Annotated in this window: 14 protein-coding genes and 2 pseudogenes; 12 read left to right on the top strand and 4 right to left on the bottom strand. The window is 61.4% G+C overall.

Annotated features, from left to right (window positions below):
* The first annotated feature begins 68 nt into the window (after positions 1-68).
* From cimA to AC0L7P_RS14105, 10 genes and pseudogenes are all read left to right on the top strand, one after another.
* Positions 69-1,683 (top strand): annotated as a pseudogene (gene cimA / locus AC0L7P_RS14150) (citramalate synthase).
* Positions 1,680-2,387 carry a class I SAM-dependent methyltransferase gene (locus AC0L7P_RS14145; protein ID WP_473433325.1) on the top strand — a complete coding sequence of 236 codons (708 nt, stop codon included), beginning with the start codon at positions 1,680-1,682 and terminating at the stop codon, positions 2,385-2,387. Before cimA ends, AC0L7P_RS14145 begins: the two are co-directional and overlap by 4 nt.
* Complete coding sequence (locus AC0L7P_RS14140) at positions 2,384-3,136, top strand: squalene/phytoene synthase family protein (RefSeq protein WP_473433324.1); 753 nt, start codon at positions 2,384-2,386, stop codon at positions 3,134-3,136. Before AC0L7P_RS14145 ends, AC0L7P_RS14140 begins: the two co-directional genes overlap by 4 nt.
* A 183-nt stretch (positions 3,137-3,319) precedes the next feature.
* Positions 3,320-3,673, top strand: coding sequence for a DMT family protein (locus tag AC0L7P_RS14135; protein ID WP_473433323.1), 354 nt, complete (start codon positions 3,320-3,322; stop codon positions 3,671-3,673).
* Between the two features lie 225 nt (positions 3,674-3,898).
* Positions 3,899-4,645, top strand: coding sequence for a FadR/GntR family transcriptional regulator (locus AC0L7P_RS14130; RefSeq protein ID WP_473433322.1), 747 nt, complete (start codon positions 3,899-3,901; stop codon positions 4,643-4,645).
* Complete coding sequence (locus AC0L7P_RS14125; RefSeq protein WP_473433321.1) at positions 4,617-5,774, top strand: PLP-dependent transferase; 1,158 nt, start codon at positions 4,617-4,619, stop codon at positions 5,772-5,774. The genes AC0L7P_RS14130 and AC0L7P_RS14125 overlap by 29 nt, the downstream gene beginning before the upstream one ends.
* Positions 5,775-5,810: 36 nt before the next feature.
* Positions 5,811-7,073, top strand: coding sequence for an ABC transporter substrate-binding protein (locus AC0L7P_RS14120; protein ID WP_473433320.1), 1,263 nt, complete (start codon positions 5,811-5,813; stop codon positions 7,071-7,073).
* Entirely contained in the window at positions 7,022-8,008 is a 987-nt protein-coding gene (locus tag AC0L7P_RS14115; protein WP_473433319.1) for a carbohydrate ABC transporter permease, read from the top strand. Before AC0L7P_RS14120 ends, AC0L7P_RS14115 begins: the two co-directional genes overlap by 52 nt.
* 1 nt (position 8,009) lies before the next feature.
* Positions 8,010-8,852: a carbohydrate ABC transporter permease gene (locus AC0L7P_RS14110; RefSeq protein ID WP_473433318.1), complete on the top strand. Its 843-nt coding sequence runs from the start codon at positions 8,010-8,012 to the stop codon at positions 8,850-8,852.
* Between the two features lie 9 nt (positions 8,853-8,861).
* Positions 8,862-9,922 (top strand): annotated as a pseudogene (locus tag AC0L7P_RS14105) (ABC transporter ATP-binding protein).
* A 3-nt stretch (positions 9,923-9,925) separates the two neighbouring features.
* On the opposite strand, the gene AC0L7P_RS14100 reads toward AC0L7P_RS14105, so the two are convergent.
* Entirely contained in the window at positions 9,926-10,987 is a 1,062-nt protein-coding gene (locus AC0L7P_RS14100) for a D-TA family PLP-dependent enzyme (protein WP_473433317.1), read from the bottom strand.
* Between the two features lie 223 nt (positions 10,988-11,210).
* On the opposite strand from AC0L7P_RS14100, the gene AC0L7P_RS14095 reads away from it, so the two are divergent.
* Positions 11,211-11,966, top strand: coding sequence for a heparan-alpha-glucosaminide N-acetyltransferase (locus AC0L7P_RS14095; protein ID WP_473433316.1), 756 nt, complete (start codon positions 11,211-11,213; stop codon positions 11,964-11,966).
* Here AC0L7P_RS14095 and AC0L7P_RS14090 read toward each other — a convergent pair.
* A complete protein-coding gene (locus tag AC0L7P_RS14090) occupies positions 11,963-12,652 on the bottom strand; it encodes a DUF938 domain-containing protein (protein ID WP_473433315.1) in 690 nt (229 codons plus the stop codon). The two genes, AC0L7P_RS14095 and AC0L7P_RS14090, sit on opposite strands and share 4 nt — an antisense overlap.
* A gap of 33 nt (positions 12,653-12,685) precedes the next feature.
* Complete coding sequence (infC, locus tag AC0L7P_RS14085; RefSeq protein ID WP_473433314.1) at positions 12,686-13,201, bottom strand: translation initiation factor IF-3; 516 nt, start codon at positions 13,199-13,201, stop codon at positions 12,686-12,688.
* 216 nt (positions 13,202-13,417) lie between these two features.
* Between infC and AC0L7P_RS14080 the strand changes: the two genes are divergently transcribed.
* A complete protein-coding gene (locus AC0L7P_RS14080) occupies positions 13,418-14,272 on the top strand; it encodes a hypothetical protein (RefSeq protein ID WP_473433313.1) in 855 nt (284 codons plus the stop codon).
* A gap of 65 nt (positions 14,273-14,337) precedes the next feature.
* Here the strand turns inward: AC0L7P_RS14080 and AC0L7P_RS14075 are convergent, their stop codons facing one another.
* Entirely contained in the window at positions 14,338-15,177 is an 840-nt protein-coding gene (locus AC0L7P_RS14075) for a ferredoxin--NADP reductase (protein WP_473435464.1), read from the bottom strand.
* Between the last annotated feature and the right edge of the window lie 2 nt (positions 15,178-15,179).

Below are 15,179 nucleotides of genomic sequence, written 5' to 3'. Positions count from 1 at the left end.
GGGCTGTCTGCCCCCGCCCTGCGGGCCCCCCGAGAGTATTTTCCATCAGTAAAAAGCAGGGGGCGGTGATGGCGGAGCGCCTTTACCTTTACGACACGACCCTGCGCGACGGGCAGCAGACCCAGGGAGTGCAGTTTTCCACCCCGGAAAAGCTGCGCATTGCGGCGATGCTGGATGATTTGGGCGTGGATTATGTTGAGGGGGTGGCCGGGGGCAAACCCGACCGATTCGGCGTTCTTTGATGAAGCGCCGCAGATGCGCGCCACCTTTACCGCCTTCGGGATGACCAAACGGTCGGGGCGGTCGGCGGCGAATGACGATGTTCTGGGGGCGGTTCTGAATGCCGCAACGCCGGCGGTGTGTATCGTGGGCAAGACCCATGAATTTCATGTGACCACGGCGCTGGGGATTCCTTTGGCCGAGAATGTCGAGAATATCCGGGCCTCCATTGACCATCTGGTGGGGCAGGGGCGCGAGGCGTTGTTTGACGCCGAGCATTTCTTTGATGGATATGGCGCCAACCCTGAATATGCCTTGAGCTGTGTGTTGGCCGCGTTTCAGGCCGGGGCGCGGTGGGTTGTGTTGTGTGACACCAACGGCGGCACCTTGCCCGCTGATATTGGCCGGATCGTGGCGGAGGTGATTGCCGCCGGTATCCCGGGCGAGCGGTTGGGCATTCATACCCATGACGACACGGGCAATGCCATTGCCGGCACCCTGGCGGCGGTCGATGCCGGGGTGCGTCAGGTGCAGGGCACCCTGAACGGGTTGGGTGAGCGGTGCGGCAATGCCAATCTGACCACGTTGATTCCGACTTTGCTGTTGAAAGAGCCGTACCAGTCGCGGTTCACGATCGGGGTGAGCGAGGCGGGGTTGGCGGGGCTGACCCGGGGATCGCGGTTGTTGGATGATATTCTCAACCGGGTGCCGCTGCGCGCAGCACCCTATGTGGGGGCCTCGGCCTTTGCCCATAAGGCCGGGCTGCATGCCAGCGCGATTTTGAAAGACCCCACGACCTATGAGCATATCGACCCGGTGCTGGTGGGCAATGCGCGGATCGTTCCCATGAGCAATCAGGCGGGCCAGAGCAATCTGCGCGCCCGGCTGGCCGATATGGGGATTGAGGTGCAACCGGGCGATCCGGCGCTGGGGCAGATCCTTGAGGATGTGAAGGCGCGCGAGGATCAGGGATATTCCTATGACACGGCGCAGGCGAGTTTTGAGCTGATCGCCCGGGCCGCCCTGGGCCGGTTGCCGAGGTTTTTCGAGGTGAAACGCTATCGCGTGACCATCGAGCGGCGCAAGAACAAATATGACCGGATGGTCAGCCTGTCCGAGGCCGTCGTGGTGGTGAAGGTGGGCGATCACAAGACCCTGTCGGTCAGCGAAAGCATGGATGACACCGGTAGCGACCGTGGCCCGGTGAATGCCCTGTCCAAGGCGCTGTCCAAGGATCTGGGGCCATACCAGAGCTTTATCGACGATCTGCGGCTGGTGGATTTCAAGGTGCGCATCACCCAGGGCGGGACCGAGGCCGTGACCCGGGTGATCATCGACAGCGAAGACAGCAAGGGGCGGCGCTGGTCAACCGTGGGGGTGTCGCCCAACATTGTTGATGCATCGTTCGAGGCGCTGCTGGATGCGATCAACTGGAAACTTGTGCGCGACGGGGCCGTGGCATGACACCGTTTTTCCAGCTTCACAGTGGATTGTTGCGTGAAGGACCGGGCACAAAGGCCGATGTGCGTTGGGCGCTTGAGGTGGCAAAGACACCCATGCGTGCGCGCATGTGCGATGCTGCCTGCGGGCCGGGTGCCGATGCGGTAACGCTGGCGGCGGCGCGCCCGGCGGGCACGGTTCACGCAGTTGACAAGATGCGCCATTTCGTTGGTGCGGCGCGGTCGCGCCTGTCGCAGTTTCCGTCGCGGGTGACGGTGGAACAGGGGGATATGACCGCGATAACCGGGCCTTATGATTTGATCTGGTGTGCCGGGGCGCTGTATTTCGTTGGCGTGACCGAGGCGCTGAATATCTGGGTCAAGGCGCTGGCCCCCGGTGGGCGGGTGGCGTTTTCCGAACCGTGCCTGTTGGGTGAACCATCGCCCGTTGTGGCGGAGTTCTGGGCGGAATACCCCGAGATTACCGATTACGATGGCATCGTGGTGCGGGTGCGCAAGGCGGGGTTCCGGGTGCTGCATCACCGGATGATCATCGGCCAGGGCTGGGCCGAGTATTACGGCCCGATGCAGGCCCGGATTGATCTGCTGCGCCCCACCGCCGGCCCGGAACTGATCACGGTGCTGGACGAGGGCCAGCGCGAGATCGACCTTTGGCAAAGCGCGCCGGATGAGATCGCCTATGCCCTGTTGGTGGTTGAATCCGCATGAGTGTGCAGGCCTGCGCCGAGATCGTCAAACAGGGCGATCCCGACCGGTTTCTGGCGGTCATGGCGGCGCCCCCGGCGGCGCGCGGCGCGCTGTTCCCGATCTATGCCTTCAACGTCGAGGTGGCGCGGGCGCCCTGGGTGACCAAGGAAGCGATGATTGCGGAAATGCGGCTGCAATGGTGGCGCGATGCGCTGGCGGAAATCGCCACGGGCGGCATTGTGCGGCGTCACGAGGTTGTCGTGCCGCTGGCCCATGTTCTGGATGCGCAAAGCGCCGGCTGGCTGGATCATCTGATCGCCGCGCGCCGGTGGGATATTGACAGCGCGCCGTTCGAAAATGACGCGGCGTTCGATACATATCTGGCCGATACGGGTGGGTGGTTGATGGCCGTGGCGGCCCATGCTTTGGGGGATCGGGCGCCCGAGCAGGCCCGGGCGATCGGCGCGGCCGGGGCCTTTGCCAATTATCTGATGGCGGTGACCGCCCTGATCGCGGCGGGCAAGCAGCCCTTGTTGGGGGATGCAGAGCCATGGATTGCGGAAATGTCTGACAAGTATCTGAAACTGCTTGACCTTCATCGAAGGGGGCAATCGGCCGGGTTGCGCCATTCCGCGCTTTCGGCCTGGCGGGCGCGGGGCATTCTGCGGCAGGCCCGACGCGACCCGAAAGCGGTGCTGGAGGGGCGTTTGGGCGGGTCAGAGTTTGCCCGCCGCACCGGGCTGTTGCGGGCGCAGGTGTTGGGGCTCTAGCGGCGGGCGGTCCCGGCAATTCCAGGCCCAACCGGGTTTGGGCTGGGCCATTGTTTGTACCGACGATGGTGTGACGGCGCTGACAAGCAGCTTGCGCTCGGTCCTGCAAACAGCTCAGAATAACAGACGAGCCCCATTGCCCGAAACGGGCATTTATCCCATCGCATTCTGACGGAAACCAACATGATCCGCTCTTACGCGTATGTCTTGCCCATTGTGCTTCTTGTCGCCTCCAACATTTTCATGACCTTTGCATGGTATGGCCACCTGAAGGTTTCAGGCCGATCAATCTTTGTGATCGTTCTGGTCAGTTGGGGCATTGCATTTTTTGAATATTGTTTGGCGGTCCCGGCGAACCGGATCGGTAGCCAAGTGTATTCCACAGCCGAGTTGAAAACGATCCAGGAAGTGATCACCCTGTGTGTGTTCGCGGCGTTTTCCGTGACGTACCTGGGCGAAAAAATAACGATCAATCACGGGATAGGATTCGCGCTGATCTTTGCGGGGGCGCTTTTTATTTTCCGTGCTCCTCTTTGAATGAGGTGAGGGGCGCGCGCGTGCCGGGTGCCGCGTTTTGCGTCGTGGTCTGCCGTAAACCGGGATGACACCAGAACCAAAACACTTCGTTCGCTGCGATGTGGCAAACGCCATTGATGTCATCGCCAGATGTTGCCGCTTTGAAAATTATGTCTGACAAAGTTCTGGAATTATGTCTGACATAACGCTAGCGTGATGAAATGTGATGCAGCGCGGGGCAGATTCGTGGCAAAGACCGGGGACATCGAGGGAAAGCCAGCGCTGGAAACGGCGCCGCTTGGGGTGGCCCGGACCAAGGATGTCACCGAGGCCCTGATCGAATTGATTGACGCCGCCGGGATCGGTGTGGGTGAACGGCTCCCGCCGGAAATCGAACTGGCGCGGCGGCTGGATGTCGGGCGGTCGACCATCCGCGAGGCGTTGAAGGCCTGGCAGAATATGGGCATCGTGGTGCGCAACAAGGGGGCAGGGACGCGGCTGATGGTCGATGTCACCCATTCCATTCAGGTGCCCCTGACCCTCAAGCTTGAGGCCGAAAGCCTGCTGCGAACCCAGGGCGTGCGAATGCCCCTTGAGATCGAGGCTGTGCGTCTGGCCACCCAAAACGCCACCCCGGCCCAGCGGCAGCGCATCGTCGATCTGGCCGAGGTGGTCATCGCCTCCTGCGAGGCCGGAGAAGACTGGCGCGACGCGGACGGGGTGTTTCACGGGGCGATCCACGATGCCACGGGAAATCCGTTGTTCGGGCAGTTGATTGCGCAGATCCAGATGGCGTTTCGCAAGGTATATGACGCGCCGCTGTGCCGGCCGCAACTGGGCGAACGCAGCATCCCCCTGCACCGCGATCTGGCCCGGGCCATCGCCGCGGGCGATGCAGAGGGTGCGGTGCAGATCACCCATGACATCATGAATATCGTTGAGACAGAAATCAGGGCCGTCATCCATGACACACACCAACCAACCATCGCTTGAAACGCTGCTCTGCGCCCCTTTCGGGGGCGAGGCGGGGTCGGTCATGCCGCCGATCTTTCAAAGCTCGCTGTTTACCTTTGACAGCTATCAGGATTTTGAAGACCGGATGGCGGGCCATTCGGACAAGGCGCTTTATACCCGGGTGCAAAACCCCACGGTGGCCGCGTTCGAAACCATGATAGCCAAGGCGGAAAAGGGCGCGGCGGCGGTTGGGTTCGCCTCGGGGATGGCGGCGATTTCGTCGACCCTGCTGGCAAATCTGAAACCGGGTGATCGGGTGGCCTGCGTTGAACATGTGTACCCCGATGCGTACCGCCTGTTTGAACGGATGCTGCGCCCCTTTGGGATTTCGGTGGAATATCATTCTGTTGCGGCGTTTGAGCAGGATGAAACCCTGCTGGATGGCGTCACGCTGGCCTATCTGGAAGGCCCCAATTCGGTGATGTTTCAGCCGATGAACCTGCCCGTGGTGGCGGCCCATGCCCGGCGTCACGGCACGATCACGGTGATCGACAATTCCTGGGCCTCGCCGGTGTTTCAGAACCCGCTGACCCTGGGCATCGACATCGTGGTGCATTCGGCGTCGAAATATATCTCGGGGCATTCCGATACGGTGGCCGGGGTTGTGGTGTCCAGCGCCGATCATATCGCCCGTATCCGCGATCTGACCCTGCCATTGCTGGGCGGCAAACTCGCCCCGTTTGAGGCATGGCTGCTGATCCGGGGGCTGCGCACCCTTGGCGCGCGGATGCGCCAGCACGAGGCAACCGCGAACCTGTTCGTTGATCGCCTGTCGGCCCTGCCACAGGTTTTGCGGGTGAATTCGCCGGGCGCCAATGTGGTGCCGGGGCTGACCGGGCGTTCTGGGCTGATGTCGGTCGAGCTGCGCGATGATGTGGATGTGCGCGCGCTCAGCGATGGATTGCGCCACTTTTCGCTGGGCGTCAGTTGGGGTGGCTTTGAAAGCCTGATCCTGCCTGCCAAAGTCGGGCTGGCCCAAGCGGGCGAGCAGAACTCAATGCAACGTTTCGGCGTTCCTGCCAACCTTGTGCGCATCAGCGTCGGGTTGGAGGACGCAGAAGATCTCTGGGCTGATTTCGAACAGGCCCTGAGCAATAGCGCCGCCTGAATGGGCGGCAAAACAGACCAACAAATGGAGGTTCCCTTGAAAAAATTATTTGGCGGACTGGCGGTTGCGGCCGCTTTGATGTCCTCGGCGGCCTGGGCCGATACCCAGTTGAAACTGGTGGAAGTGATCACCAGCCCCGAACGCACCAAAACCCTGCAATCCATGGTGGATGAATTCGAAGCGCAGAACGAAGGCGTCAGCGTCGAGATCGTGTCACTGCCCTGGGGACAGGCGTTCGAGAAATTCGCAACCATGGTGGCCGGCGGAGACGAACCGGACGTGGTGGAAATGCCTGACCGCTGGCTGGCCCTTTATGCCGGCGCGGGCAAGCTGATGAACCTTGAGGATCGGATCAAAGGCTGGGATCATGGGGCGACCCTGACCCAAAAGGCGCTGGATATGGGGCGCTATGCCGGTGGCACCGCCTATGAGATTCCCTATGGGTTCTATCTGCGGGCGATGTTTTACAACAAGAAATTGCTGGCCGAGGCCGGGGTCGATGGCCCGCCCGCGACCATGGCCGATTTCATGGAATCCTCGCGCAAGGTGTCGGAACTGCCCGGCAAGTCGGGCTATTGTCTGCGCGGTGGTCCCGGTGGTCTGAACGGTTGGATCATGATGGCCGCGACGATGAACGGCACCAATGAATTCTTTACTGAAGATGGCAAAAGCCGCCTGAACGAACCGGGATCGGTGGAAGGCATCCAATTCCTGATCGACATGTATCAAAAGGGCTATGCGCCCAAGGATTCGGTGAACTGGGGCTTTAACGAAATTGTTGCCGGGTTCTATTCCGGCACCTGTGCGTTCCTTGACCAGGATCCCGACGCCCTGATCGCCGTGGCCGAGCGGATGCCGGCCGAGGATTTCGCCGTCGCACCCATGCCGGTTGGCCCGTCGGGCAAGGCGTTTCCAACCATCGGCTATGCCGGTTGGTCGGTGTTCGAATCCTCTGAACACAAGGATGCTGCCTGGAATCTGACCGCCTTTTTGTCATCGCCCGAGAACAACAAGATCTGGGCCAAGCGTGTTGGCGTGATCCCGATTCATGAAGGTGCCGATCAGGATCCGTATTTCCAGACGGATCAGTTCAAGGGCTGGTTTGAAGAGCTGAACGGCGCGGCCTATGTGCCCACCATCATGCCAACCTATCTTGAGCAGTTCGGTTATTTCGCGGATTCAATCGCGCTGGAATCCAGCCAGGAGGCATTGTTGGGCGATCGCACCGCACAGGATGTGGCCGATGAATGGGCCGATTTCCTGACCGAGGAATACGCAAACTGGAAAGCCGCGCAGTGACCTTGCGCGCACAACACGCTCCTTTGCCCGGCAAGAAGGGCCGGGCAGAGGGCACATTCTATTGGCGCTATGTAATGGAGCCGTGGCTGTATCTGTCGCCCGCGATCATCCTGATCGGGCTGGTCATGCTGGTTCCTCTGGCCATTGGCATCACCTATTCGTTTCAATCCATCGAACTGCTGCGCCCGATGAACTCTGGTTGGGTCGGGTTCGATAATTACGGCGATCTGTGGAGCGACCGAAAATTCTGGAAGGCCCTGCGCAATACCCTGTGGTGGACGTTCGGATCGGTTGGATTCCAGTTCGCGCTGGGGCTTGGGTTGGCCCTGCTGCTGAACACGCGATTTTACGGCAAGCGGTTGATTCAACCCCTTGTTTTCCTGCCCTGGGCCGTGCCGACGTTTTTGTCCGCCCTTACCTGGGCCTGGCTGTTCAACCCGGTGATCGGCCCGCTGCCGCACTGGATGGCGGCGCTGGGTATCCTGTCGGAACCCTATAACATTCTGGGCGATCCCGACCTTGCCATGTGGGGTCCGATTGCCGCCAACGTGTGGTACGGGGTGCCGTTCTTTGCGATCACCCTGCTGGCGGCGCTGCAATCCATCCCCGGTGAATTGTACGAAGCCGCCGAGATAGACGGCGCGTCCGGCTGGCAATGTTTCACCAAGATTACCCTGCCGTTTCTGGCGCCGATGATCGCCATCACCGTGATGTTGCGTACCATCTGGATCGCCAACTTTGCCGATCTGATTTTCGTGATGACAGGGGGTGGCCCGGCGAATTCGACACAAATCCTGTCGTCCTATATTTTCACCACGGCGTTCCGCAAGCTCGACTTTGGCTATGCCTCGACCATTGCCGTGGCGCTGTTGTTTTTCCTGTTGATCTTTGCCGTGATCCTTTTGGTGATTCGGCGCAAACTGGTGCGCATCTGATATGGCGGTTCTTCGCAAACCTTCGCCCATCCGTGTTTTCGGGAAATACGCGGCATTGGCCTTTTACGTCGCCTTTGCGCTGTTCCCGCTGTATTGGCTGCTGAAAATTGCCCTGACCCCGGATCAAATGATCTATACCGACGGGACACGGCTCTGGCCTGCTGCGACGACCTTTGACAACTTCCGCGCGGTGCTGTTTCAGTCCGATTTTCTGGCCTATTTCCGCAATTCGGTGTTTGTTTCGCTGACCACCGCCGCCGCGACGACGCTGATTGCTGCCGGGGCCGGTTATGCGTTTTCGCGGTTTCACTTTGGCGGCAAACGGCTGCTGGTGGCAGTGATGTTGATCACCCAGATGTTTCCGCTGCTGATGATCATCGCCCCGATTTACAAGATCGTGGCGGCCATTGGCCTGTTGAATTCGCTGACCAGCCTGATTATCGTTTACACGGCGTTCAACATCCCCTTTGCCACGTTCCTGATGCAGTCGTTCTTTGATGGTATCCCCAAGGATCTGGAAGAGGCGGCAATGATGGACGGCTGCACCCGGTTTCAGGCATTGCGCAAGGTGATCCTGCCCCTGACCCTGCCGGGGTTGGGCGCGACGCTGGGCTTTGTGTTCACCGCAGCCTGGAGCGAGCTGTTGTTCGCGCTGATGCTGATCAATTCAAACGATACAATGACATTTCCGGTGGGCCTGCTCACCTTCGTGTCGAAATTCTCGGTGGACTGGGGGCAGATGATGGCGGCGGGCGTTCTTGCCCTGGTGCCAAGCTGTTTGTTCTTCGTGTTCATCCAACGGTATCTCGTGCAGGGGCTGACCTCGGGCGCGGTCAAGGGGTAGGGGGCCGATATGGCACGCATCACACTGAACGACGTTTACAAGAAATACGGCGCGGTCGAGGTTCTGCGCGACATCAACCTTGAAATCGCGGACGGTGAATTCATCGTTCTGGTCGGGCCGTCGGGCTGTGGCAAATCCACTCTGCTGCGGATGATCGCGGGGTTGGAGCCGATCACCGGCGGCGATTTCCTGATCGACGGCGACCGCATGAACGAGGTGGCACCGCGCGACCGCGACATTGCCATGGTGTTTCAATCCTATGCTCTTTATCCGCATATGGATGTGGGGCGGAACATGGGGTTCAGCATGGAAATCCGCCGCGCCGCCGCCAATGACCGCACCGCCCGGGTGAAAGAGGCGGCGCAAACCCTGGGCCTTGATCGTCTGCTGGATCGTTTGCCAAAGGCGCTGTCCGGTGGGCAACGCCAAAGGGTTGCCATGGGCCGTGCGATCATCCGCGATCCGCGCGCGTTTCTGTTTGACGAACCGCTTTCCAATCTGGATGCGGCGCTGCGGGTGGAAATGCGGCTGGAAATCGCCCGCCTGCATCAACGTCTTGCCGCCACGATGATCTATGTGACCCACGATCAGGTCGAGGCATTGACCCTGGCCGACAGGATCGTTGTGCTGGAGGGGGGATCATTCAACAGGTCGGTACGCCGCTGGATCTGTACGAACGCCCCGCCAACCGGTTTGTGGCGCAATTCATCGGCTCCCCCACCATGAACATCCTTGGCGCAACGGGCACCGAAACCGGCATTGCCATCACTGGCGGCCCCGAAATCGCGCTGCCTGCGCTGAGGGGGCGCGGCGATGTGGCCAGTCTGGGCATGCGCCCCGAACATATCAGCATCACCGCCCCGGATGGGGGCGATATGAACGGTGTGGCCGATGTGGTCGAACATCTGGGGTCGGATACGAATATCTATGTCGATGTGGCGGGGATCGGCCCGGTGATGGTGCGCGCCCACGGCAATGTGCCGGTCAAGGCGCGCGATCAGATTGGCCTGCGGCTGAACACCGAACACGCCCATATCTTTGCCAGCGATGGTGTTGCCCTGCGCGCCTGACGCTCAGCGCACCTTGCCGCGCGCCTCGACAGGCATCGCTTCGGGCGGCTGACCGTCGCGCAGCAGCCAGACCTCATCAAACAGGTTGGAGATGATACACACGTGATTCGGGATGACGCGCACCAGATCGCCAACCCGGGGCGTTTCGCTGTCGCCGCCCAGATCAATCACGCCGTGTTCTTCGCTCAGGCTGGTGATTACCGCGTCCGGGTATTCCACGATATGCCCATGGCCGGGCGCGGCACAGACATCGGCGGCAAGGGATTTTGACCCGGCATCAATCACCGCGCGGCGCGCCGTGGGGCGGCTGACCACGGTGGCGAGAACACTCAGGGCGCAATCCTCCAGCGTGCCGTGGCCAAACCCCACCTGCATCCGGTCGGAATAAATATAGGTGCCGGGGCGGTACTCGGTCACGACCGGGGCATGGGGGCCGTTATAAAGATCGGGCGTGCCGCCGCTGGTTACCGTGGGGGGCGCAAGGCCCGCGTCCGTCAGGGCAGCGACCAGTGCGGCCAGCAGGGTTTCGGCCTTTTCATGGGCGCCTTTGGGCGGATAGGTCATGATCCCGGCGAAATACAGGCCCGGCGCCGCCGCGATCTGGCGTGCCAATGCGACCGCCTCGTCCGGGGATTGAACGCCGCAGCGCTGCGCGCCGGTTTCGCATTCGACAAACACGCGCAGCGGATGGGTGGCATCGCCAAATTCATCGGCGTACCCCTGAACCGTCGTGGCGCTGTCAGCGACAACGGCCATGGTGATCCGGTCATGCAGGGCATGAAGACGCGCCAGTTTGCGGGCCCCAAGAATGTTATAGGTGATCAGGATGTCGGTAATCCCCGCATCCGCCATCACTTCGGCCTCGCCTATCTTTTGACAGTTGATGCCGACGGCCCCCAGTTTCAGCGCCTTTTTGGCAAAGAACGGCAGTTTGTGGGTCTTGATATGGGGGCGCAGGGCCAATCCGTTGCGGTTGGCGTGTTCCTGGGCGCGGGCCATGTTGGCCTCGGCCTTGGCCACATCCACCAGAACGGCGGGGGTGTCGGGCAGGGCGTAATCGGTCATTCTGTCACCTCTTGGGGTCGCGGGGGCGTCATTTCACAATGGATAGCGCGACGGCGCCTATTGCGAAAGATGCCCGCGCCGGAATTTCGCGCGGCCGTCGGATGTGACGATCCACGCGCCGGCACCATGTGAAAATTCGGCCAAAGCAGGGCTGAAACACGATCCAAGGTTGCTTTCCTGATCTTGCGGTGGCCAGTCTGGCCCATGATCGAAGGGGGCATATGTGCGCAATCATGACGGCAGATCCGGCGCAATCGCCCCGATAAGCGGGGCGCGTATTCCGTCAATTGATGTGGCGCGCACATTGGCGATTGTCGGCATGGTGGTGTTTCACTTTGCCCGCGATCTGGAGATGTTCGCGATCCTGCCCCATGGCACCACCCTGACCGGCGGCTGGGCGATGCTGGCGCGGATCGTGGCCGGGTCGTTCCTGTTTCTGGTGGGGGTCAGTCTGGTTCTGGCCCATGGCGCGGGCGTGCGGTGGCCGTTGTTCTGGCGGCGGTTTGCGGTTCTTGTGGCGGCGGCGCTGGCGATCACGGTTGCGACCGCCGTTTTCATGCCCGGGCAGTTCATCTATTTCGGCATCCTGCATTCCATTGCGCTGTGCAGCCTGATTGCGCTGCCGTTTGTGCGTTGGCCGCCGATTTTCGCCGCGCTGTGCGGTGCGGCGCTTTGGGGGTTGTACCTTTGGGCTGATCCAAGACCGTTTTCCACGCCTTGGCTGGCCTGGACCGGGCTGAGCGACCGGGTGCGCCCGACGCTGGATTTTCTGCCGCTGATGCCGTGGCTTGCGCCCTGTCTTTTGGGGGTGGCGGCCGGCAAATGGATCGTGCCGCTGTTGCCCCGTGGGCGCGGCGCGCTGTCGCCTTTGGCGCGCGTTCTTGTCTGGCCCGGGCGCCACAGCCTTGCGATTTATCTGATTCACCAACCGGTGTTGGTTGGCGTGGTGTGGGCGGCGGTCAAACTGTTCAGCACCTAGGGTTTTCTGAACAGGATCAAACGGTTGTTGGCGGGCATGGCGATCAGCGCCGCGAATTCCAGCCCCCGGTCGGTGGCCAGTCTGCGCAGTTCGCCCACCTCGCGCAGGCCCCATTCGGGGTTGTCGGCGCGCAGGCCCTGATCGAATGCGGCATTGCCCGGGGTCAAGGGCTGGCCATCTTCGCGCAGGGGGCCGTAAAAGATCAGCAATCCACCGGGCGCCAATGCCTCTGCCGCGCCGATCACGATTCCCTCCATCACCGCCACCGGGGCGATATGGATCACGTTCATCGAAAGAATCGCCTGAAGCGGCCCAAGGGTGCGCACTTCGGGCTGAGTGGCCCAATCTGTTGCGGCGTTCAGGGCAAGGGGCGTGCGGTCCGGCGCGCCCAATGCAGCACCCCAGGCCTGCGCCGAGGCGCGATGCCCTGCGTCCGGGTCCGACGGCCACCAGGCCAGCCCCGGAAAGGCCAGACCAAAGCTGGCGGCATGTTGCCCGGTGCCACAGCCGATTTCAAGCGCGACACCCGCGCGCCCGGCCAGCCAGGGCACAAGCGCGGTCAGAACAGGCGGAAAATTCCGCGCGAACACCTTTGAAAACAGGCGTCCGTCCGGCGCACCGCTGGCATTGTCGGGGGTATAGCGGGCAACATGGCGCGGCCCGCCCGTAGGTGACGCGCCGGTCATTCCGCCGCGCCGTATGGGTTCAGACGAACCATGTCACTTGGTGATCGGACCGATAAGCATGACCATCTGGCGGCCTTCCATCTTTGGAAAGTTTTCGACCTTGCCGATCTCTTTGGTGTCCTCGGCCACCCGTTCCAACAATTCGCGCCCCAGATTCTGGTGGGCCATTTCCCGGCCACGGAACCGCAGGGTGATTTTCACCTTGTCGCCGCTTTCCAGAAACTTGACCACATTGCGCATTTTCACGCCGTAATCGTGGGAATCGGTGTTCGGGCGGAACTTGATTTCCTTGATTTCGATGATCTTTTGCTTTTTGCGGGCTTCGCTTTCACGTTTCTGCTGTTCATATTTGAACTTGCCGAAATCCATGATCTTGACGACGGGCGGGCTGGCGTTGGGCGAAATTTCCACCAGGTCCAGCCCGGCAGCTTCGGCCAGGGCCATGCCGCGTTCGGGGCTGACGACGCCAATGTTTTCACCTTCGGCCCCGATCAGCCGGATGTCGGAACCCCGGATGCGGTCGTTGACACGGGGTCCGGTGTCGCGCACGGGCGGGGCGTTATGAGGTCTGCGAGCGATGATGGTCATCCTTATTTTGTTGCTATGGCGGAAAATAGCCGTCGTACGCCCCCGGATCAAGCCGCGTTTGGCAGATCAGAGGTCTTTGGCGCATTTCTTCTTGAGGCTGTCTATGACATGGAACATATGGCGGGCCAAGTGTGTTCCCGATATGGGAGATCACGTTAGATGTTCAAGGAGAATGGTATGAACACCCGCCTGACAACCACCGCCGCGCTGGTTGCGATCGCACTGACCACGGCAGCCTGCCAGGAAGAGGAAACGCCCAAGGCCGACGACACCACCACCACTGGTGCCGTGGTCCAGCCCGATGCCCTGAGCCAGGAAAACGCCGCCGCCGAAGCCGAAAAGGCCGCCAAGGCCGAAGCCGCGAAAGCCGACGAAGCCGCCGCCAAGCTGGCCAAGGAAACCGCCGCCCGCGAGGCCGCCGAAGAAGAGGCGCGCCTGGCCAAGGAAGAGGCCGACCGCCTGGCCAAGGCCGAATCTGACAGGCTGGCCGAAGAGGAAGCCGCACGGGCAGCCGAGCAGAAAGCCGCCATCGCAGCCGAAGATGAAGCGACCAAAAAGGCCGCAGAAGATGCTGCCGCCAAGGCCGCCGAAGCCACAGCCGCCAAACTGGCGGAAGAACAGGCCGCCGCTGCCACCGCCGCCGAAGAGGCCGCCAAGGCCGCCGACGACGTAGCCAAGGCACAGGCGGAACAGGAAAAGGCCGCCAAGGATCTGGCCGATGCCGAAGCCGCACAAGCGGCCAAGGAAGCCACGGCAGAAGCCGCCGAAACCACCGCAGATGACACCGCCAAGGCCCTGAGCGACGCCGAGACACAGGAAGCGCCCGCCGAGGACGCCCCGAAAACGACGCTGTCGCAATTGTTGACTGTCGATGGTTTTGATTACGATGGCGTTAAGAAAGCCATTGAAGATTCAGATCTGGGACCAGCGGAAAAGGTTGCGCTGGCCGGTGGTCTGGAAAGCGCGAAAAACAACCCGGCGCTGCTGAATGCGATCCTCGATCAGATCCGCACGGCGCTTGACATTAAATAGCGATTGTCAAAGCAATGAAAACCGCCGCGATCAGTCGCGGCGGTTTTTTTATGCCTGACAGGGTGTTAGCCAACAAACGCCTTTTCCACGACATATTCGGCCGGGTCGCTGTTGGCGCCTTCGCGCAGGCCGTACCCTTCCAGAATGTCCTTCATATCCTTGTTCAGCCCCATGGACCCGCACACCATGGCACGGTCAGTCTGGGGTGAAATGGGCATGATCCCCAGATCGCTGAAAATCTCGCCCGAGCGTAGCCGATCGGTCACCCGACCCATGCGCGGGCTTTGTTCGCGGGTGGTGGTTGGATAATACCGCAGCTTGTCCAACCCATCGCCGATCAATTCGCGCATCAGTTCGTCGGATTTCACCTGCTCGACCAACAACCGCCCGTAGTCCAGCTCGGCCACATCGCGGCAGGTATGGGCAAGGATAATCTCGTCATAATCCTCATAGGTCTGCGGTTCGCGGATCAGGCTGGCAAAGGGGGCAACCCCGGTGCCGGTGGCAAAAAACCACAGCCGCTTGCCCGGCAACAGCGCGTCATGCACCAGCGTGCCCACGGGTTTGGGGCGCAGGATGATCTCATCGCCCGGCTGGATATGTTGCAGGCGGCTGGTCAGGGGGCCGTCCTGCACCTTGATCGAATAGAATTCCAGTTCATCGTCCCAGGCGGGGCTGGCGATGGAATAGGCCCGCAACAGCGGCTTTTGCCGCCCGGTTTTGGGATCGGGGTCGCCCAACAGCCCGATCATCACGAATTCGCCTGACCGGAACCGCAGGCTGGCGGGGCGGCTTACGCGGAATGAAAACAGGCGATCCGTCCAGTGTTTCACACTGGTCACGGTCTGCGCGTCGGGCAGGGTGGGTTTGGCTTGGGCTGTGGTCACGGTTACATGCTCGTTCATCT

It is taken from the genome of Oceaniglobus sp. K40-3 (assembly GCF_055808395.1).
Note: the sequence above shows the minus strand (reverse complement) of the source record. Positions and strands in the feature narration are given on the sequence as shown.